Below are 18097 nucleotides of genomic sequence, written 5' to 3' on the forward strand. Positions count from 1 at the left end.
GTCGGGCAGATGAATTTGGCTTTTGGGGGGCTCTCGCCCTGATGGTCTATGATGAAATGAATATTTCATTTTTAAACCATTTGAAAACCATGAGAGAGGTGATGATGAAAGTCTGCTTACTGGCGGCATTGATGGCAGGATTGACCAGCACTCCGCTGTTGGCGCAGCCACCGCAAGATATCCTGATTAAGAATGGCTATGTGATGCCGCTTAAGCCCAGCAGCGCAGATCGGCCGGAGAGTGACATTCTGATCCACCAGAACCGGATTGCCGAAATCGGCAAGGATCTGCCCACGGCAGGACGTCGGGTGATTGATGCGCGTGGCAAGTATGTCTTGCCCGGCTTTGTGGATACCCATTCCCATCTGTGGGTCACGACGATGCGCGGGCAGTTTCGCAATCAGGACGGCAAATTTTTCCCGGTAAGCAACCAGCTTGGCGCGCGCATGCAGCCGGCGGATACCTATACCGCCATGTACACCGGTGCGGTTGAGCTGCTGTCCGGCGGGATCACCAGCAGCGGCGACTTTTTCGATAACATTAAGGGCCCGCAATGGGGCGATGCAGGGTTAAAAGCGCTGAAAGATTCGGGGATCCGCGCGGTGATGTATTACGGTGGCCCGGATAAGACCACCAAAAAACCCATCGATACCGGTCACCTGTTGAACCTGGCGCAACAGCAAAAACCGGACGACCGGGTCACCCTCGGACTGGGATGGCGCTTGCCGCGACAGCTCAATGATGAGAAAAACTGGGCGATGCGCGACAGCGAATTCAACGCCGCCCGCCAGCATGATCTGCCGATCCAGGTGCACGTCAGCGGCGATGCAGAGGCAATGTTTAACGCGCTGATTGACCGTCACTACCTCAATCCGTCGGTCACCGTGGTGCATGCCACCGATGCCACGCCCTCGCAGCTTTCCGCACTGGAAAAAGCCGGCAGCAGCCTGGCGTTGTCCCCAATCAGCGAACAACGGGTTGGCTACGGGCTTACCCGAATAGACCATTTCTCGGCTATAACGCGTAAAGGACTGGGTATTGATGGCAATGCACTGGCAGGCAGCGGCGATATGTTTGCCACCCTTCGGCTGGCGGCGCTGACCGAAAGTGGTGCCACGAAGGATGAAACGCGGCCCGATCCGCGCAAGCTGTTAGAGATGGCCACCTGGCATGGCGCGGATACGCTTGGCCTGTCGGCGAAAACCGGTTCGCTTGAACAAGGTAAGCGTGCGGATATTCAGATTATCGATCCTGACGCACTGAATATGAGTGGTTTTGGCGGCGGCGATCCGGCGGCGTTAATTGTTTATTCCGCCCGACCGGAAAACGTCAAAACGGTTCTCGTCGATGGCCAGATTGTGAAGCAGGACGGCGTGATGCAGCAGAAGGATATTGAGGGTTTGATCGGGCAGGCGAATGACTCGGCGAAGGGGTTGCTGAGCAGGAGTGAATAAGCGAAAGCTCAGGCATTTAAAAAAATCGTCGTGACGTTGGCGTAATACAGCACTATTCGGAATCATGCGGGCGTGAGGCCCGCCGTTTTTTGTTAATATATTGCGCATTGAAAAAACCCAATCCATTACATTGCGTTAAACTTTAATGACATTTATGGCTGAAAGCGAAAATAACGTTATGTTTTTTAAAAGACATGCAAAAATCGACGTTAATCGATCGGTCGAACGAATCCTGCAACAAAACCCCGCGTTTAATTATTTTTGCGAGCCGACTCGAAGAAAATAAACGATACTCTCCCGCGTCAGTATTTACCGTTGATTTGGCATTGACTCCTATATATCCATACAGGAGAATAGTTTCTGTTACGCACAACCCCTTATTTCCGCGTAACAAAAAGCAACGCCCCGAAAGTGCTTAGAACACTCTCGAGGCGTCTGACCACACACGTTAAGGACCAACGAATATGGCTAACGCGAATAGTAACACAGACGTTCGACATGATTTCACTTCCACACCATCTATTTTTGATCTTGAAATCACGGCACTGCTGGAATTACCGGTAAGTCCTGCGCTGGATCTGTTCCAGATATTGGATCGGTGCCAGTGTTACGTCGACGCATTAATTGAGAATGACAGTACCACCGAACGCATGGCGCTCTGTGGCCGTTTGTTCGCCGGGCTGGAAGTGCTGAAGCTGGTATTAGAGCAGCCCTTGCCGGATTATCTGGTTGCGCAGTTAACGGTCGATGAGGGTCAGCCCTGCGGCGCTGTCAATCCGCTGACGGCCGATTCGGATACGCTCTGCGGATATTGTTCGGCCCTGACGCTGGTGTTGCTTAGCCAGCAGCAGCCGACGGATCTGTCAGACCAGCTGATCGAAATGCTCTACGATATGCTGCACGTACTGGCTGACGATCTTAAGGCCCCGCGCTTTATCCGCACCCGTCATGGCTTAGCCATGATTGACGGCGAAGCGTTGTTGCAGGTTCACTAAGCCACTGTCATTCAGCCCGAGAAATCGGGCTGTTCTGGCGAAGGGGTTTTCAGGCGATGATGTGCAGGCCGTTGATGAATTTTTTATGTCGTTATTTCATAAGGCTGCATAATAATATTCCATAAATCACTTTTAATTTTTAGCAAGAATTTTTTATTTTCCTCTTCGTTTTTTGCAGTAATGAAAAATAAACGGACAGACACGTGGCAATGGTCTTTATTCAGCTACGCTTTATTGTGTACATCCTGTTTAATTTATTTATTACTGGAATCAATATGACAATTAAAACGCTTGAAGATCTGTTTATTCATGATTTATCGGATATTTATAGTGCTGAAAAACAGATTACCCGTGCACTGCCAAAAATGGCGCGTGCCGCCACCGATGAGAAACTTGTTGCTGCTTTTAAACAACATTTGGAAGAAACACGCGGTCAAATCGAACGCATCGATCAGCTGGTTGAGGCCACAGACGGCGTGCATATCAAAAGGATGAAATGCCATGCCCTGGAAGGCCTGGCCGAAGAAGCTCAGGAAATTATCGACTCCGTGGAAGCCGGCCCGGTTCGCGATGCCGGCCTGATTGGTGCCGCTCAAAAGGTTGAGCATTATGAAATGGCAGCTTATGGCACATTGCAGGCCCTTGCCCTGAAGCTGGGCTATAAAGAGGCGGCGAAACTGTTGGGTGAAACGCTGGCAGAAGAGCGGGCCACGGATGAAAAGCTGACCGAGATTGCTGTTCAGCAAGCCTGATTTGGGCCAGGGATGACTGATAAGTGCTACCCCCTGTCGCCAAATGGGCCTGACAAAAAGAAATGAATCGAAAGGATTGAAGAGTGTTGCACAGTAAGGAACACGTAGCTAAAGTGTTCCACACCAGGGAGCATTAACGAAGATGCCTGGATATTAATTAAGAGGATTATCAAGGATGAAAATGTTTAACCCGCCTCATGCCGGAGAAGTCATCGCCGGCATTATGGAAGATCTAAACATTGGTATTCGGGAACTCGCCCGTGCATTGGCAATTGCCCCGTCAACCGCCTCACGCATGGTATCTGGTACGACGACAATCACGCCTGAAATGGCTATCAAATTGGCTGCCGTTCTGGGTAGTACGCCGGAAATGTGGCTGAGAATTCAGGCGACTTACAGCCTTGAAAAAGCACAAAAAAATGTCGATTTAAGCAAACTCAATACTTCTTACAAGCCACAGCCCTTAAATAGCTGAGCGTGATCGCTATAAGGTTCGAAGCAGGTTCAGGGCGCCATATTGACGAAAATATAACGCCCCGGCGGGTTAAATAACCTGCCTGCCGCTGGCCTGCATCACCCTTCCGCTCAACCCAACTTCTTCTGCCAGTGAATCCCTGAGGTGCTGTTGATAGGCATCCAGCAATTGCCGCTGTTTTCTCAGCGACTCTGTAAAGGCGCGGATTTCGTTGACCGTCCGTCCAGCCGCTAATGACTCCATCGCGCGTCCGGGTTCCGGCGTAAGAAAGAAGGTCGTCACGTCCAGCTGCAGGGAAAGGATGTGAATTTGCCATGCCAGCCATTCATCCGGGAAATGCTCGCTCAGCAGGAATTCACATCTGCCGATCTGCTCATCAGATAATTTGACCGGGCTCTCATCCACCCGCTTCAGCCAGTGCTGCAGTTCAGCGGCGTTTACCAGCCCTTGCGACGTGACTGGCGGGCAACGAGACTCAAGCGTGACAATCAACGCATCAATGTAGCCGATCACGCCCTTCAGGATTTGCCTGCACTCTGATGTCATGCTTTCAACTTCGGCCACGCGCCGATCACTTTCGCTGATGCCTGGACGGCGTATGGCAAAACTCACGCTGAACAGAATTGCCATTACCACTGCCGTAAGAATTAACAGATCCTGCGTAGTCATAAAATTTTCCTTATTCACGCTCTGTCGGAGACAGAACACTGAAGACCCGCTGATAGTGCCTGTTACAGAGAACAGACTGACTTTTTAAAAATAGATGAAGATGCGGAATTGGATATTGCGGCAGGAAAATATTTTTGCGGGACGTGGCAGTAACGGTGAATTGCAACAGGGGCCTTACTCATGCGGCGTCTTACGAAGCGCATCAGCCGGATGAGAAGACCGTCAATAAAAGCTATATCAATTGATGGGGTTAAGATTAATCGGCAGTCTCAGAGCCGGTGCACAGGCGGCAATAATCCGCAGCGGGTACGCGTTGTCTGGCCACCATCAGTGCCTGATGATCGGTATAAAGGGTGCCGAGGAAAATCCGGGTTTTGGGCATAATCCTTTCGCAGTTTCTGCGGTGAATTTCCCACTGTGATAAGTCCCCGGAACTGGCATAGTAATATTTGGCTGTGTACATAAAATCATCCCTAAAAAAGAGTGCGAATTATACTGAATCCGCCCTACTCTCTTTCAAGCATAAAGTGGCATTTTGATTGCAACTTAGACAACAGACTGAAATTGCTAGCAATTTAGTTTCCTTGCGCAACTACCTTTTCTGGGAAAAATTTGCCAGCCTGCGCAATTCACTCCATAACGGGCGATTAACTGAGCAAAAACAAAGCGCAGAATATTCTTAAAACAACGGCTTAATAGGTTTAATTAATCCTTGCCTGTTAATAATCACCAACGTCATTAAACCGCTATCAGGATAAAAAATGGCTATAAATCATCGCCCTGCAAACCTGTAATAAAGTTCAATATATTTTACCTTTCAATATAACAGGCCGCATTACAGTCCGCGCGTTGGATTTATGTGGCATTGGCTTCTATATTTAAATTGCTTCACTAAGTTGGCTTGCAATTTATATTTATCCCGGAGGTAATTTTGTCTATTTCCAATGAAGATGAAACGCATGAACTTATGATTGGCGAAGCTGCAGTAAGCCTTCTCTTCAACCGGAAAGATATCACGACCACTGCCCTGCTCGACGAGCTAAATGTGATGGGTAACGTTGAAGAAGATGATGACCGGTTACTTGCCATCTGGTCTGCTCGCCGCTGGCTGCTGAGCCGCAGGAAAAGCAGTTATCCAGACAATAATCACCAGGACTGGCTGGCAGAGGCTACCGGACAGGCAAATACTCGTCATCCCCACCGTGAAGACGCCATCCGTCTCACGCAGTATCAGGACGAAGACTAGTTTCTGACGGCTGAACCCCGCCCGGCCGCCTGGCCGGGCATCCGGTACAACTTCCCCCCGTTGTACAATCTGTCTGAGCCCCACACCGCGGTAAACGCCCTCAAATGCCCTTTGCTGAACGCTAGCAACCCTATGAAAAATAAAGGCTAGCACTTTTTGCAAAAAAAACCGAAGTGCTGTTTATCACAATTGCTGTACACATACTGAAAACTTGTATAACTTCAGCGTCATAAAAGCTGCACATATTTTAAACTTAACAGATACAGGACTCTTCATATGCGTCAGCACGGCCAAAATCCTCAGAATGATGCCGAAATCAGCCGCTACTTTAGCGAGGCGTCGCTGCCCTCACAGCAGGAGACCCTCGGACAGGTCGTCGTGGAGATCCTTCGCGCAGGCGGAACGTTAAATCGCAAAGCGATCTGCTCAAAGCTGTTAAGACGCCTTGAGCTGGCTTCCGGTGCGGAGCAGGAAAAGCACTACCATGACCTGATTGGCTTGCTGTTTGGCCGCAATGATTAAAATTCAGTGATGAGACCGGCGGAAGCTTTAAGATTTCGCCCGGTTCTTTTATTATTAGCGCGGCGCGTAAGCCGCTGACAGGGAATGATAACAAGAGGTGGCGGTCGCGTAAGACGGTCCCACAGCGTTAATGTCCGGATCGATACGCTTTCCCCCGTATCGCTGTTTCAGAGAAGTTGTATGCAAAAAGATGATGAAGAACAAAAACTGACAGATATCCTGATTGGCGAAGCGGTGCTGACGCTGCTGCGGCAGGATGCGGTAATGAATACGTCGGCGCTTATTGACCGACTGCAGGCGATGGCTTCAGGTGAGCATGACACGCTCAGGCAACGCGCTTGCCGGCGTGCTATCAGCGAGGTCAGAGCAAGTCGTCAGAGCGATAACGACAGCGTTACCCAGGAAGTCCGTGACCATGAGAACGTCATGCATATGTTTAATAATGACGGTCCATCCGACGATTCTAAAAAACACTGAGTGCAAAGTTCACACACTGAAGCCATTAATCCGGGCGGCTTAAGGCCGTCATTCCTGTGAGGTAACCGCATGAACCAGCAGTCCACCGAAAATGCCATCCTGGCGTATTTTCAAAACGAGGGCGACCTGCTTTCTGATGAAACCGCGGTTATTGGCACCGTCATCCGCGAAGTTGTCGCGATGAAAGGTACCGTCAGCAACAAGGACATCATTCTTAGCCTGATTAACCGGCTGGAATCTACCACCGACGTGACGCAGTTAGATATTTATCGCAAAGCGCTCGAAGTTGTGGTTGGCCGCACGCCAGACGACGTCTGAGCCTGTGGTACTCAGGCGGCTCCGCTGTGGGCCGTCTTGCCTTCCCTTTCCTTACCCCCTCCCGGCATTCCCTTACCGTTACGAAATCTGCATGTAATACAGTGAATTTTCCAGCCATAGCAGGAGATGTTTTGTCTGTAAGCGGGGGATGAATTGCCTGTGAAGATAAGCCGGCGCACCTCTACAGAGGATACGATCGCGGATTTAATGGAAGCGTTCGAGGATGGCACGGAAAGCCAGCAGGTAAACCGATTTAAGCGCTTCATCGTTGGTCTGCTCGCTGTGTTCATGGAGGACCAGAAGTACGCTGTGCTTGTTGATGGCTTCGTTGGTGCTGATGAGCTGGGCCACTGCTCTGCCGACCACTGCACAGATGTCTGATGGATATTCTGAGTCTTTGTCGGGCACGTTCACCCCTGAGTAGTTCTGGATATGCATACAGTTTACCATCTGGAAAAGCGCATTGCATCTCCGTTAATGCTCCTATCCCCTTGCTGGGTCGTTGAAAAAACCCAACCCTGCAGGCCATCCGGGCACAGTACTGCACAGAACGCTAGCGCTTGTAGTGCAAAAATGTGAGGCAGGATACCGCGATCAGTTTCAGATTTGGGGGAAGGGTCTGGCGGGGAAGCAGCACAGCCCCGACGGGCTGCACCACCTGGTGATATTATTTAGTCTGTTGCTGCTGCTGTTGCTGCTGCTTGTCAGCCTCTTTGTCTTTTTTGTTCGCCATATGATGGCCAACGGCACAACCGGCTGCAGCGCCCGCTACGCCATGATGGGCAACATGACCTGCAACGCCGCCAACCACAGCACCTTTGATACATCCCTTCGCTTCAGCCTGAGAAGTCACAGACAGTAACAGCCCGGCAATGACAACAAACGTAGAAAGTTTAAACATTGAATTGATCCTTTTTTATTAAAATAACGCTTTGCGTCCGATGAAAGCATAGTTAATACAAATTAAGCCGTTGTTAAATATTGTAAAAATGTGTGCCAGCCGCAGCGCCTTTAAGCCAGGACTGTGGGCCGGCATGGCGCAGGGAATCAAAACGTCGACGTCAGACGGGTTTTAGCACCACCACCGCATAGCGGCACACTTCATCGGTATCATTTCTGAAGACGCAATCCGCGGGATCGCCCAGCTCCAGACAATCCCCGGCCAGCATCTCAAATGTCTTCCCCCCTTCCTCAAACGTCAGTCGGCCTTCCATCACCCATATCAGCTGCCGTCGGGAAAGGTATGAGATGACCGGCATCGGCACGGCGGTTTTCGCCGGAAGCTCAACGCTGACCAGGTCTAGCGGGATCTGGCCTGCTGAAACGTGGCGACGGATATAACCCGTTTCCGGATCCTGCCAGACAGGCTGGTTTTCATGTCTGACCAGCGTGCCCGAACGCACCTCGGTCAGGGCAATCAGCTGCGACATCGACATATCAAACGCGCCTGAGAGTCGCGCCAGCAGCGTGGCGGTCGGGCTACTTTCGCCGCGTTCAACTTTGTTGATCATTGCCCGTGAGACGCCTGAATTTTCCGCCAAATCGGTCAGTGACCATCCCCGCCTTTCCCTTTCCTGCCGGACTTTTTGACCAATGCGGGCATTCAGGCCATCTTCTTTACTGGACATTTCATCTAACATATTAGATAACTACCATAGTGTACGTTTCATCCACTTTAGTAAATCCACGCGGGAGTGTCTATCATGCGTATTCGTCCGGCTGCAGAACGCGATGCTGAAATCATTGCGGATATTTATAACGATGCGGTACTTAACACCACCGCCATCTGGAATGATAAAACGGTCGATGTGGTGAACCGCATCAAATGGATGAGCGATCGTCACGATGCCGGTTTTCCGATGATTGTCGCGGTGGATGACGCGGATACCGTGCTGGGATATGCCTCCTATGGCGACTGGCGTCCCTGGGATGGATACCGGCATACCGTGGAGCACTCGGTCTATGTTCACAAGGCTGCGCGAGGAGGCGGGACCGGCACGGTACTGATGCAGGCGCTGATCGGACTGGCGAAAGATCAGGGCAAGCATGTGATGGTTGCCGGTATTGAATCTGAAAACAGTGCCTCGATCGCGCTGCATAAAAAGCTGGGATTCACTGACGCTGGCCGAATGTCAGAAGTTGGCAATAAGTTTGGCCGATGGCTCGACCTGACATTTTTACAGCTGCGTCTGGATACGCGTGAATCACCCTGAGCGGCCCTGAAGCCTCAGGCGAAATAGAACCAGGCAGTGGCAATAAGGTCATTTTGGACATGAAAAACAGCCATGCTTTCCAACGGGGTTGGAGACAGGCCATAAATTAATTCGTGGTCAAATACCTTATCGCCTATTACCACCCGTGAGATAAGTTCAGCGCGGAGATCGGGATTGTTGAAACGATGGTTAACGTAAAACTCACGTAATGCGTGTTTCCCCTGAGTTGAAGGGCTCTCGGTTGGCATCCGGTAGCCTTTGAACTCATCGGAAAAACACGCCATAAACGCGTCGATATCGTGGGAATTGTACGCTTCAAACTGCGCCTGAACGGGTGACTCTGCCGACATGCTAACCTCGCTTTCATTTCAAATAGTTATGCAAATTATTAACATATAAATTCACACATTGAAAGCAAGAAAGCCCTGACCGTGACGTTCAGGCTGTTCTGAACTTACGGGTAAGCGGCTTTTCTATCTCCACAATCAGGAACATCACAAAACCGATAATCAGGGTGATCACCCAGTAGCGGAATGGCAGTGCCGCTGTGCCAAACAGCACCTGCATAAAGGGCGCATAGATAATCATTAGCTGCAGGACCAGCAGCACCGCACTTACCACCCAAATTCCCTTGTTCAGCAGCAACCCTTTACTCAATGAGAAACCGTTCGAGACGCGACAGTTGAGCATATAGAACCATTGCGCGGTCACCAGTGTTTGCAGTAAGACGGTACGAATGAATTCGGCAGAATAGCCGCGCGGTTGCAGCCAGGACTCCAGTACAAATGCGCTGATGGCAATCATCGATCCGACAAAGATCACCCGCCAGATGGCAAAACCATCCATCACATGCAGCTTCGGATCGCGCGGCGGTCGTCGCATAATGTTTTTCTCGCCTTCTTCAAACGCCAGGCCGAAGGAGAGCGTCGCGGAGGTGGCCATATTCATCCACAGGATCAATACCGGCGTCAGCGGAATTAAATTCCCCGCCAACAGCGCAATAATGATTAATAACCCCTGAGCCAGGTTGGTCGGCATGATAAACAGAATGGTTTTTTTCAGATTGTCGTAAACCCGACGCCCTTCCCTCACTGCGCTGGCAATGGTGGCAAAGTTATCATCCGTCAGCACCATGTCTGCCGCTTCTTTTGTCACCTCGGTCCCTTTAATGCCCATCGCGATGCCGACATCGGCCTGCTTCAACGCCGGGGCGTCATTCACGCCGTCTCCGGTCATCCCGACCACTTCTTTTTTGCTCTGCAACGCCTGCACCAGACGGAATTTATCCTCCGGGCTGGTTCGCGCAAAAATGTCGTACGCTTGCGCCGCTTCACTCAGCTGCCGGTCATCCATTACCTCCAGCTCACCGCCGGTGATGGCAACACTGGCATTACTGATACCCAGCATCTGACCGATGCTCATGGCGGTTTGCGGATGGTCACCGGTAATCATCTTGACGCGGATCCCTGCCTGCAGACAGTCGCGGATGGCGGTGATGGCTTCCGGTCGCGGCGGATCCATCATTCCGGCGATGCCTAACAGGATCATCCCCTGCTGCAGATCCTGATGCGTTAATTCGCTCTGGCCTGGCGAGGCCGGTTTCCATGCCGCCGCGACCATGCGCAGCCCTTCCTTCGCATACTCTTCTATCTTCGCTTCCCACCAGGCCACGTCGAGCGGCTGCAGTCCGCTTTCCGTTTGCTGCTGCTGGCAATGCCTGAACAACACATCAGGCGCACCGGTAAGCAGTACGCACTCCTCTTCACCAATCAGATAGTGGGTCGACATGTATTTATATTGCGAATCAAACGGAATTTTATTGCGCAGTTCGGTAGTAACTGTCGGAAGTTTCCCTTTCGCGGCGAGCACCTTCAGCGCTCCTTCAGTCGGTCCGCCGGTGATTTTCCACAGGCCGCTCTCATCTTTGATCAGCTGGCTGTCATTACACAAATCAATGGTTCGCAGATAACGTTCCAGCAGCGAACCCGGCGTGATGGCGACGGGCGACGCGTCATCGGCCCGGTGAAATGTGCCCACCGGCTCATAGCTGGCGCCATCGACGCGGTAGATTTGATCGGCGGTAATAATGGCTTTTACCGTCATCTCATTCATGGTCAGGGTGCCGGTTTTATCCGAGCAGATAACAGTCATCGCCCCGAGCGTTTCAACCGTCGGCAGTTTGCGGATAATCGCCTTCTGCCTGGCCATGGTCTGTACGCCCAAAGAAAGAATGATCGAGATGATTGCGGGTAGCCCTTCCGGGACCGAGGCCACGGCGAGGCTGATCAGTGACAGCATCAGCTCAGAGAGCGCCATATCGCGGAACAGCAAACTGAAGACAAACAGCGCGGCCATCATCGCCAGAATGATCAGGAAAATGGCTTTGCCCAGCTTGTCCATCTGCACCAGCAACGGGGTGCGCTGGGGTTCAATATCGGACATCATCTGGTTGATGTGCCCCAATTCGGTGGCACCGCCGGTCGCCACCACCAGCCCTTTCCCTCCGCCAGAACTGACGGTGGTGCCGGAAAACAGCAGATTCGTCCGGTCGCCCAGCGGCAGGTCGCCGGTCAGCGCGTCGGTCCCCTTTTCCACCACGGTGGATTCCCCGGTCAGGATCGCTTCTTCAACACGCAGGTTATGAGCTTCGATTACCCGCAGATCGGCCGGGATGCGGTCCCCGGCGCGGATAACCACCACATCGCCCGGGACCAGTGCGGTGGTGGGAAGCGTTTCGTGATTGCCGCCGCGGATCACCACCGTTTCACTGGAGAGCATATTACGGATACTTTGCAGCGATTTTTCCGCGTTACTTTCCTGAATATGACCGATCAGCGCATTGATAACCGCCACGCCGAGGATAACCAGGGTATCGATCCAGTGTCCCATCACCGCAGTCAGCAGGGCAGCAGCAAGCAAGACGTAGATTAAAACATCGTTGAAGTGGGCCAGAAAGCGCAGCCAAACAGGTTTACCGGGCTTTTGCGGAAGGGCATTTTCCCCGTATTGTTTTAACCGCTCTGACGCTTCAGAGCTGCTTATCCCATCGGGTGAACTGCGGGTACTGGCCAGCGTTTCATCAACAGAAAGCTGATAGTACGCACTTTCCGGTTTAGCTGTTTTCATCGCTTTCTCCTCAAGTCCTGTTTTGGAAATCAAGGCGGTGATATCCGTTTATTAACAGATCGGCATTTACGCAAAGCTAGGCCTCTGGCCGTGAACAGGTTCGCGTCAGATGACGATATATGTCATTAATGGCTACTCACAGGGAGCTGATTAGTGAAAAACCTTAATGTTTCACAGATAATTCGGGAAATTAACGCTTTAAACGTAGCACAGCGAAAATAATTTCACTCAACTCGCCATATTGGGTATTTGCCCGCGCCTGAATCTCTCACCCTTCACGCCGTCTCATTCAGCCAAATATAAATTCCAGATAAAATTCATAAGGCTGCCATTATTTCCCCTGCCGTTTAATTAAAATCCACACCGTGCATTACACTGCAATAGCAGGCTTTAAAACTGAATATTTCGTCTTTTCAGGATTTATGTATCGATAATTGCATCAAAAATATTACAAACTACAAATCTTTACTTTTTTGATTTACCCACCTAGTCTCATCTCAGACCCAACAGGCTTATTAGCCGCACTCATCTTTTTCGCTATGCCGTAATTTTCATATAGCCATGATTAATGGAGGTAATGATGTATGGCTTAAGCCTGTTCCGCCTCAGCCTGTATGTTATCTTTGCGATCATCACCTGCTCGGCCGTAGGACTATTCACTTTCGTGGTGGTTTCTATGCTTGGCAATTAAATAATTCGACGCGTTTGCGATTAAATCGTTGTTGCTGAGGGTGAAACAGTGACTAAATATTTTTTCCTGGTTGCCATTATTATTTTTATAACAACCGCTTGCGATCAGAAAAAACCGCAACCTGCCCCACTGCCACGCATGGTTAAAGTTGTCGAGGTTATTGCGTCCGGCGAAACGCAACAACGTCTCTTCCCGGCGCGGATCGAGTCCGGCGACTCGACCGAACTGTCGTTTAAACGTGCCGGGCAGATTGAATCACTCGAACTTCGTCAGGGGGCTCGCGTTGAGCAGGGTCAGACACTTGCGAGGCTGACCGCGCGTGAAGCGCAGCAGCGCGTCAATGAACGGCAAACTGCCGCAACCCTTGCTCAGCGCCAGTTTGCCCGTTTCCAAACGCTTTCTGGCCGACAGGCAGTTTCCCAGGCGGATATGGACATTCAGCGTGCAAACCGGGATGCGGCGAATGCCGCGTTGCAGATCGCCCGTGAAGAGTTAAGTCAGATGACGCTGACCGCGCCGTTTAGTGGGGTGGCCGCCTTGGTTAACGTGCGAAATCATCAGGTCGTCGCTGCGGGTCAGGTGGTAGCTATTCTGACCCGCAGCGACCTGCTCGACGTGGTGTTTAACGTTCCTGAAAACCTGTTTAGCGCGCTGGATATGCGCAATATGGCTTATCGCCCGCGGGTGCGCATCAATAGCCTGCCCGACCGGGAGTTTCAGGCCGATTATAAAGAACACACCGGCAGCAGTAGCAGCGGTTCCCTGACCTGGCAGGTTATTTTGACGATGCCGCGCCCCGCTGATTTCCCTGCGGTGGGCGGCGTCAGTGGCACGGTCACCATTAATCTCTCAAATCTGCCGGCCAACGTCGGTCACGCATCGTTAGTCGTACCGGTCGAAGCGGTATTCAATCCGGATAACAGCCAGCGCAATGACGCCCATGTCTGGGTGGTACAGGAAGCCGATAACCAGCTGGTGCTGGAAGATCGTAAAGTCAGCGTCGGTGAGGTTACCACTCAGGGTGTGGTGATCACCGCCGGACTCCATGCGGGAGAACGCGTGGTCGCCGCCGGGGTAAATGAGTTGCATGCCCGCCAGCCGGTGCGTATCTGGACGCGTGAGCGGGGGCTGTAATGGATCTCTCCCGGCAGTTTATCGACAACCCCATTCGCGTCTGGCTGGCCATTCTGTTATTGGGCATCGGCGGCATTTTCGCCCTGCTCAATATTGGCCGTCTTGAGGATCCCGCCTTTACCATTAAAACCGCGGTTGTCCTGACGCAATACCCCGGTGCCTCCGCCCAGCAGGTGGAAGAGGAAGTCACCTTGCCGCTGGAGAATGCGCTACAGCAACTGCCCTATCTGGACAATGTCAGTTCGATCTCCTCCAACGGCCTGTCGCAAATTACGGTGAATATTGCCTCGCGCTACCACTCGAATGAATTGCCCCAAATCTGGGATGAAATGCGCCGCCGGGTCGGTGATGCATCGCGCTTCTTTCCTTCCGGCGTCGCCCCGCCTTTTGTAAATGATGATTTTGGGGACGTGTTTGGTTTTTTCTTTGCCATTTCTGGCGACAGCTTCAGTAATCCGGAGCTGGTTCAGTACGCCGAACAGTTACGCCGCGAGCTGGTGCTGGTGCCGGGGGTTGGCAAAGTGGCGATTGGCGGAGCGATCCCGCAGCAAATTAATGTCGATGTTTCCCTGACGATGATGGCCGCACGCGGCATCACCCTCACTCAGCTTTCGGGCGTGCTCAGCCGCCTGAATGTGGTCTCCAGCGCAGGGGAAATCACCTCCGGAACGGAAAGCATTCGTCTGCATCCGACCGGCGAGTTTCAGAATATCGACGAACTGGGCGAGTTGCTGGTCAGTCCGGTCGGTGCGCCGGCCACCACCCGATTGCGCGATATCGCCACGCTGTCGCGCGGACTCAGTGAATCGCCCTCCAGCATTTATCACACTAACGGACGCCAGGCGGTGACTATGGGGGTGTCGTTTATCCCCGGCGTCAACGTCATCGATGTGGGCAAAGCGCTGGAAGCCCGGCTGCACCAAATGTCTGCGGAAAAACCGGCGGGCATTCAGCTTAACGTGTTTTATGACCAGGCGGCGGAAGTGGCGCATTCGGTCAATGGCTTCATTACCAATTTCCTGATGGCGCTGGCGATTGTGGTCGGCGTGCTGCTGATTTTTATGGGCGTGCGCAGCGGCATTATCATCGCGCTTTCACTGGCGCTAAATGTGCTCGGTACGCTGCTAATCATGTATCTGTGCGGTATTGAGTTGCAGCGTATCTCGCTGGGCGCGCTGATCATCGCCCTCAGCATGCTGGTCGATAATGCCATTGTGATTGTCGAAGGTGTGCTGCTCGCCCGCCAGCAAAATACGTCGCTCGCATCGACCCTGAATTTCGTTATCCGCCGCACGGCTTTCCCGCTGATGGGCGCCACCATTATCGCCATTCTGGCTTTTGCCCCTATCGGGTTATCGCAGGATTCCACCGGCGAATACTGCAAATCGCTGTTCCAGGTGCTGTTAATTTCCCTGCTGCTAAGCTGGGTTTCTGCCCTGACCATTACGCCAGTGCTGATCAAGTGGTGGTTGTTTAGCGCGAAGGCGACGGCAAAGGCATCAGCAGAGGTTACTCCCCATACTGGCGGTTTTTACCGTCTTTATCAGCGCGCCCTGCGCGCCCTGTTAACGCAAAAGACGCTCACGCTGTCGCTGATGGTGGTGCTGCTGGCGGGCGCGGTTTGGGGATTCGGTTCCGTACGGCAGAACTTCTTTCCGTCGGCGAATACGCCCATTTTCTTTGTCGATCTGTTGATGCCCTACGGCACTGACATCAACGCGACTGAGAACATAACCGGCGATATTGAAAAATCGATCGCCGGACAGAAAGGCGTGATCTCAACGGTAACCACCATTGGTCAGGGCAGTATGCGCTTTATCCTTACCTACAATGGGCAGCGTCAGTACAGTAACTATGCGCAGATTATGGTGCGCATGGACGATCAACGCAGTATTTCCACCCTGTCGCGGCGTATTGATGCCTATATCGCCCAACAGTATCCGCAGGTCAATGCCAGCACCAAACGGGTGATGTTTGGTCCGTCCGGTGGAAGCGCCATTGAAGTGCGAATCAAAGGCACCGATCCCGACAAAATGCGCCTGATTGCCAGCCAGGTGAGCGACGTCCTGGCCAACGACCCGGCAACCGACAGCGTGCGCAATGACTGGCAGAACCGCAGCAAAGTTATTCGCCCGCAATATAATCCGGCGCTCGGGCGCGAGCTGGGCGTGGATAAACAGGAAATTGATAGCGCACTGCAGATGAATTTTTCCGGCAGTCGCGTCGGGCTGTATCGTGAAGGGGCCGATCTGCTGCCGGTGATTGTCCGCCCGCCCACCCGCGAACGTCAGGACGCGAACCATCTCAACAATGTGCTGGTCTGGAGCCAAAGCCAGCAACACTATATTCCGCTCAGTAACGTGGTGAGCGCGTTCAGGCTTGAATGGGAAGATCCGCTGATTTTGCGGCGCGATCGCAGCCGGGTGCTCACCGTCCAGACCGACCCGAATCCGCTCAGTCAGGACACGTCCGGTGATATCCTGGCGCGCGTGAAGCCGAAAATCGATCGCATTCCGCTGCCGCAGGGCTACCAGATTGAATGGGGTGGCGATGCCGAAAGCTCCAGTGAAGCGCAGCAAGGGGTGTTTACCTCATTGCCGCTGGGTTATCTGGTGATGTTCGTGATTACCGTGCTGATGTTCAGTTCGTTGAAAAATGCCATTGCTATCTGGCTGACGGTGCCGCTGGCGCTGATCGGCGTGACGCCGGGATTCTTAATCACCGGTATCCCGTTCGGCTTTATGGCCTTAATCGGCTTGCTCAGCCTGAGCGGGATGTTAATCCGCAACGGCATTGTGCTTATCGACGAGATTGAACAGCAGAAGCAACTAAAAGCGCAGGAGGAGGCGATTATCAGCGCGGCCACCTCGCGTCTGCGCCCGATATTGCTGACGGCCTTCACCACTGTGTTGGGGCTGGCTCCGCTGCTGCGCGATGTCTTTTTCCAGAGCATGGCGGTGGTGATTATGTTTGGTCTGGGCTTTGCGACCATACTGACCCTGCTGGTGCTGCCGGTGATTTACGCCTGCTTCCATCGCCAGCGTGCCGCGAACGCCCCATGAATATCACCGGGCTGAACGTGATTAAAACGCTGGGATGTATGACGGCGGTGACCTTTTTCACCCTGTATAACACCTGGGACCGTTACGATTATGATTACCACTGGATCCTGCCCTTTCTGACTTTTATATCCACCATCGCCACACCGTTATTTTTTGTGGTTGCCGGCATTATGGATGCGCAATCAAAGCAGGATTTACGCTGGCAATTGGGCAAGATTCGAAATGTGGTGATCGTGTTTCTGTTCTGGATGACGGTTTACTATCTGTGGGAGCCCTATCAGCGGGGTTACCTTATTCAGCCGTGGTTTATCTGCTCTTTTATTATCATCTACAGTTTCCACCCGCTGTTAAACTGGCTCAGCCAGCACCGGTTAATATTCCTGGCGCTGGTGATGGCGCTGCTGCTGTTTTCGTATGGCTATGACCTGATGTATGTTCTGACGCCTGACCCGCGATTCTTCAGTCTGGAACCGCAATACCGGCTCTGGACCTGGCTGCTGTTTTATTTAACCGGCCAGCTATTGTGCGATCCGTTCATTGCCGACTGGATGGAACGTAAAAAGGTGGCGCGGAGTGCGGCAATCGCCTTGCCCTTTGTTTACCTCTTTACCTGGTTCTATGAGCAGCACTTTTTCTTTGCCTTATTTAAAGCCGACCGCAATGCCTTTATTCTCACCGGCTCACAAATTTATCTGCTGGTGGTAGTACTGGTCATCGCCGCCAGTCAGGTGCGTTTTCAGCGCAATGCCGCGGTAAAAGAATCCTTTCTGGCGGCGATCAGCAAAACCATGACCGGGGTGTATATCCTGCACTACTCCGTCTTCCATCTGTTAAGCGTGCTTATTCCGATTACCTCACTGGCCACCAAACTGATGCTAATGGTGGTGACCTTTATCGCTTCGGTCCTGCTGTCGAGGTTAATGCTCTCTATCGCGTGGGTTAAAAACGTCATCACACTGTAAG

Annotated in this window: 19 protein-coding genes; 12 read left to right on the forward strand and 7 right to left on the reverse strand. The window is 52.3% G+C overall.

Translation table 11 applies throughout. The annotated features are described in order from the left end of the window. The first annotated feature begins 101 nt into the window (after positions 1–101). From E2F51_RS20930 to E2F51_RS20945, 4 genes are all read left to right on the forward strand, one after another. Positions 102–1454: an amidohydrolase family protein gene (locus E2F51_RS20930; protein WP_245174145.1), complete on the forward strand. Its 1353-nt coding sequence runs from the start codon at positions 102–104 to the stop codon at positions 1452–1454. A gap of 464 nt (positions 1455–1918) precedes the next feature. Beyond that, positions 1919–2449, forward strand: a complete 531-nt coding sequence (locus tag E2F51_RS20935) for a hypothetical protein (protein ID WP_105759969.1) — start codon at positions 1919–1921, stop codon at positions 2447–2449. Between the two features lie 275 nt (positions 2450–2724). Continuing rightward, positions 2725–3201, forward strand: a complete 477-nt coding sequence (locus tag E2F51_RS20940) for a ferritin-like domain-containing protein (RefSeq protein ID WP_134824934.1) — start codon at positions 2725–2727, stop codon at positions 3199–3201. Between the two features lie 175 nt (positions 3202–3376). Further along, a complete protein-coding gene (locus E2F51_RS20945) occupies positions 3377–3676 on the forward strand; it encodes a HigA family addiction module antitoxin (RefSeq protein WP_013202779.1) in 300 nt (99 codons plus the stop codon). A 69-nt stretch (positions 3677–3745) separates the two neighbouring features. Here the strand turns inward: E2F51_RS20945 and E2F51_RS20950 are convergent, their stop codons facing one another. Then, positions 3746–4345, reverse strand: coding sequence for a hypothetical protein (locus E2F51_RS20950; protein ID WP_134824449.1), 600 nt, complete (start codon positions 4343–4345; stop codon positions 3746–3748). 256 nt (positions 4346–4601) lie between these two features. Next, positions 4602–4727, reverse strand: coding sequence for a hypothetical protein (locus E2F51_RS24215; protein WP_256372238.1), 126 nt, complete (start codon positions 4725–4727; stop codon positions 4602–4604). Between the two features lie 549 nt (positions 4728–5276). On the opposite strand from E2F51_RS24215, the gene E2F51_RS20960 reads away from it, so the two are divergent. From E2F51_RS20960 to E2F51_RS20975, 4 genes are all read left to right on the forward strand, one after another. Then, positions 5277–5591 carry a hypothetical protein gene (locus E2F51_RS20960; protein ID WP_105759972.1) on the forward strand — a complete coding sequence of 105 codons (315 nt, stop codon included), beginning with the start codon at positions 5277–5279 and terminating at the stop codon, positions 5589–5591. 276 nt (positions 5592–5867) lie between these two features. After that, positions 5868–6113, forward strand: coding sequence for a regulatory protein YcgZ (ycgZ, locus tag E2F51_RS20965; protein WP_134824451.1), 246 nt, complete (start codon positions 5868–5870; stop codon positions 6111–6113). A gap of 180 nt (positions 6114–6293) precedes the next feature. After that, on the forward strand, positions 6294–6590 hold the full coding sequence (locus E2F51_RS20970; protein ID WP_134824452.1) for a hypothetical protein: 297 nt from the start codon (positions 6294–6296) through the stop codon (positions 6588–6590). Positions 6591–6659: 69 nt separating this feature from the next. After that, a complete protein-coding gene (locus E2F51_RS20975) occupies positions 6660–6908 on the forward strand; it encodes a biofilm/acid-resistance regulator YmgB/AriR (protein ID WP_134824453.1) in 249 nt (82 codons plus the stop codon). Positions 6909–7112: 204 nt separating this feature from the next. Here E2F51_RS20975 and E2F51_RS20980 read toward each other — a convergent pair whose 3' ends face one another. The 3 genes from E2F51_RS20980 to E2F51_RS20990 form a co-directional block, all read right to left on the reverse strand. Then, positions 7113–7316, reverse strand: coding sequence for a hypothetical protein (locus E2F51_RS20980; protein WP_134824454.1), 204 nt, complete (start codon positions 7314–7316; stop codon positions 7113–7115). 259 nt (positions 7317–7575) lie between these two features. Beyond that, entirely contained in the window at positions 7576–7809 is a 234-nt protein-coding gene (locus E2F51_RS20985) for a hypothetical protein (protein ID WP_053142283.1), read from the reverse strand. A 160-nt stretch (positions 7810–7969) separates the two neighbouring features. Further along, complete coding sequence (locus E2F51_RS20990) at positions 7970–8548, reverse strand: XRE family transcriptional regulator (RefSeq protein ID WP_134824455.1); 579 nt, start codon at positions 8546–8548, stop codon at positions 7970–7972. Between the two features lie 63 nt (positions 8549–8611). On the opposite strand from E2F51_RS20990, the gene E2F51_RS20995 reads away from it, so the two are divergent. Then, positions 8612–9121, forward strand: coding sequence for a GNAT family N-acetyltransferase (locus E2F51_RS20995; RefSeq protein WP_134824456.1), 510 nt, complete (start codon positions 8612–8614; stop codon positions 9119–9121). A gap of 14 nt (positions 9122–9135) precedes the next feature. On the opposite strand, the gene E2F51_RS21000 is transcribed toward E2F51_RS20995, so the two are convergent. After that, positions 9136–9471, reverse strand: a complete 336-nt coding sequence (locus tag E2F51_RS21000) for a nuclear transport factor 2 family protein (protein ID WP_134824457.1) — start codon at positions 9469–9471, stop codon at positions 9136–9138. Between the two features lie 88 nt (positions 9472–9559). Beyond that, positions 9560–12247 carry a cation-transporting P-type ATPase gene (locus E2F51_RS21005; RefSeq protein ID WP_134824458.1) on the reverse strand — a complete coding sequence of 896 codons (2688 nt, stop codon included), beginning with the start codon at positions 12245–12247 and terminating at the stop codon, positions 9560–9562. A 739-nt stretch (positions 12248–12986) separates the two neighbouring features. On the opposite strand from E2F51_RS21005, the gene E2F51_RS21010 reads away from it, so the two are divergent. From E2F51_RS21010 to E2F51_RS21020, 3 genes are read left to right on the forward strand one after another with little or no spacing between them, the layout of a single operon-like run. Beyond that, positions 12987–14072, forward strand: coding sequence for an efflux RND transporter periplasmic adaptor subunit (locus tag E2F51_RS21010; protein WP_134824459.1), 1086 nt, complete (start codon positions 12987–12989; stop codon positions 14070–14072). Further along, entirely contained in the window at positions 14072–17134 is a 3063-nt protein-coding gene (locus tag E2F51_RS21015) for an efflux RND transporter permease subunit (RefSeq protein ID WP_134824460.1), read from the forward strand. Before E2F51_RS21010 ends, E2F51_RS21015 begins: the two co-directional genes overlap by 1 nt. Next, positions 17131–18096 carry an acyltransferase gene (locus E2F51_RS21020; RefSeq protein WP_134824461.1) on the forward strand — a complete coding sequence of 322 codons (966 nt, stop codon included), beginning with the start codon at positions 17131–17133 and terminating at the stop codon, positions 18094–18096. The genes E2F51_RS21015 and E2F51_RS21020 overlap by 4 nt, the downstream gene beginning before the upstream one ends. The last annotated feature ends 1 nt before the right edge of the window (position 18097 follow it).

The organism is Erwinia sp. QL-Z3, assembly GCF_004551645.1.
In the GTDB taxonomy this organism is placed as follows: domain Bacteria; phylum Pseudomonadota; class Gammaproteobacteria; order Enterobacterales; family Enterobacteriaceae; genus Erwinia; species Erwinia billingiae.

Excerpts from the sequence above, each read along its gene's own strand:
- E2F51_RS21015 (WP_134824460.1), top strand. The coding sequence starts at position 14,072 with ATGGATCTCTCCCGGCAGTTTATCGACAACCCCATTCGCGTCTGGCTG.
- E2F51_RS20935 (WP_105759969.1), top strand. The coding sequence starts at position 1,919 with ATGGCTAACGCGAATAGTAACACAGACGTTCGACATGATTTCACTTCC.
- ycgZ (WP_134824451.1), top strand. The coding sequence starts at position 5,868 with ATGCGTCAGCACGGCCAAAATCCTCAGAATGATGCCGAAATCAGCCGC.
- E2F51_RS24215 (WP_256372238.1), bottom strand. The coding sequence starts at position 4,727 with ATGCCCAAAACCCGGATTTTCCTCGGCACCCTTTATACCGATCATCAG.
- E2F51_RS20940 (WP_134824934.1), top strand. The coding sequence starts at position 2,725 with ATGACAATTAAAACGCTTGAAGATCTGTTTATTCATGATTTATCGGAT.
- E2F51_RS20970 (WP_134824452.1), top strand. The coding sequence starts at position 6,294 with ATGCAAAAAGATGATGAAGAACAAAAACTGACAGATATCCTGATTGGC.
- E2F51_RS20945 (WP_013202779.1), top strand. The coding sequence starts at position 3,377 with ATGAAAATGTTTAACCCGCCTCATGCCGGAGAAGTCATCGCCGGCATT.
- E2F51_RS20975 (WP_134824453.1), top strand. The coding sequence starts at position 6,660 with ATGAACCAGCAGTCCACCGAAAATGCCATCCTGGCGTATTTTCAAAAC.
- E2F51_RS21005 (WP_134824458.1), bottom strand. The coding sequence starts at position 12,247 with ATGAAAACAGCTAAACCGGAAAGTGCGTACTATCAGCTTTCTGTTGAT.
- E2F51_RS21000 (WP_134824457.1), bottom strand. The coding sequence starts at position 9,471 with ATGTCGGCAGAGTCACCCGTTCAGGCGCAGTTTGAAGCGTACAATTCC.
- E2F51_RS20950 (WP_134824449.1), bottom strand. The coding sequence starts at position 4,345 with ATGACTACGCAGGATCTGTTAATTCTTACGGCAGTGGTAATGGCAATT.
- E2F51_RS20930 (WP_245174145.1), top strand. The coding sequence starts at position 102 with ATGATGAAAGTCTGCTTACTGGCGGCATTGATGGCAGGATTGACCAGC.
- E2F51_RS21020 (WP_134824461.1), top strand. The coding sequence starts at position 17,131 with ATGAATATCACCGGGCTGAACGTGATTAAAACGCTGGGATGTATGACG.
- E2F51_RS20995 (WP_134824456.1), top strand. The coding sequence starts at position 8,612 with ATGCGTATTCGTCCGGCTGCAGAACGCGATGCTGAAATCATTGCGGAT.
- E2F51_RS20985 (WP_053142283.1), bottom strand. The coding sequence starts at position 7,809 with ATGTTTAAACTTTCTACGTTTGTTGTCATTGCCGGGCTGTTACTGTCT.
- E2F51_RS20990 (WP_134824455.1), bottom strand. The coding sequence starts at position 8,548 with ATGTTAGATGAAATGTCCAGTAAAGAAGATGGCCTGAATGCCCGCATT.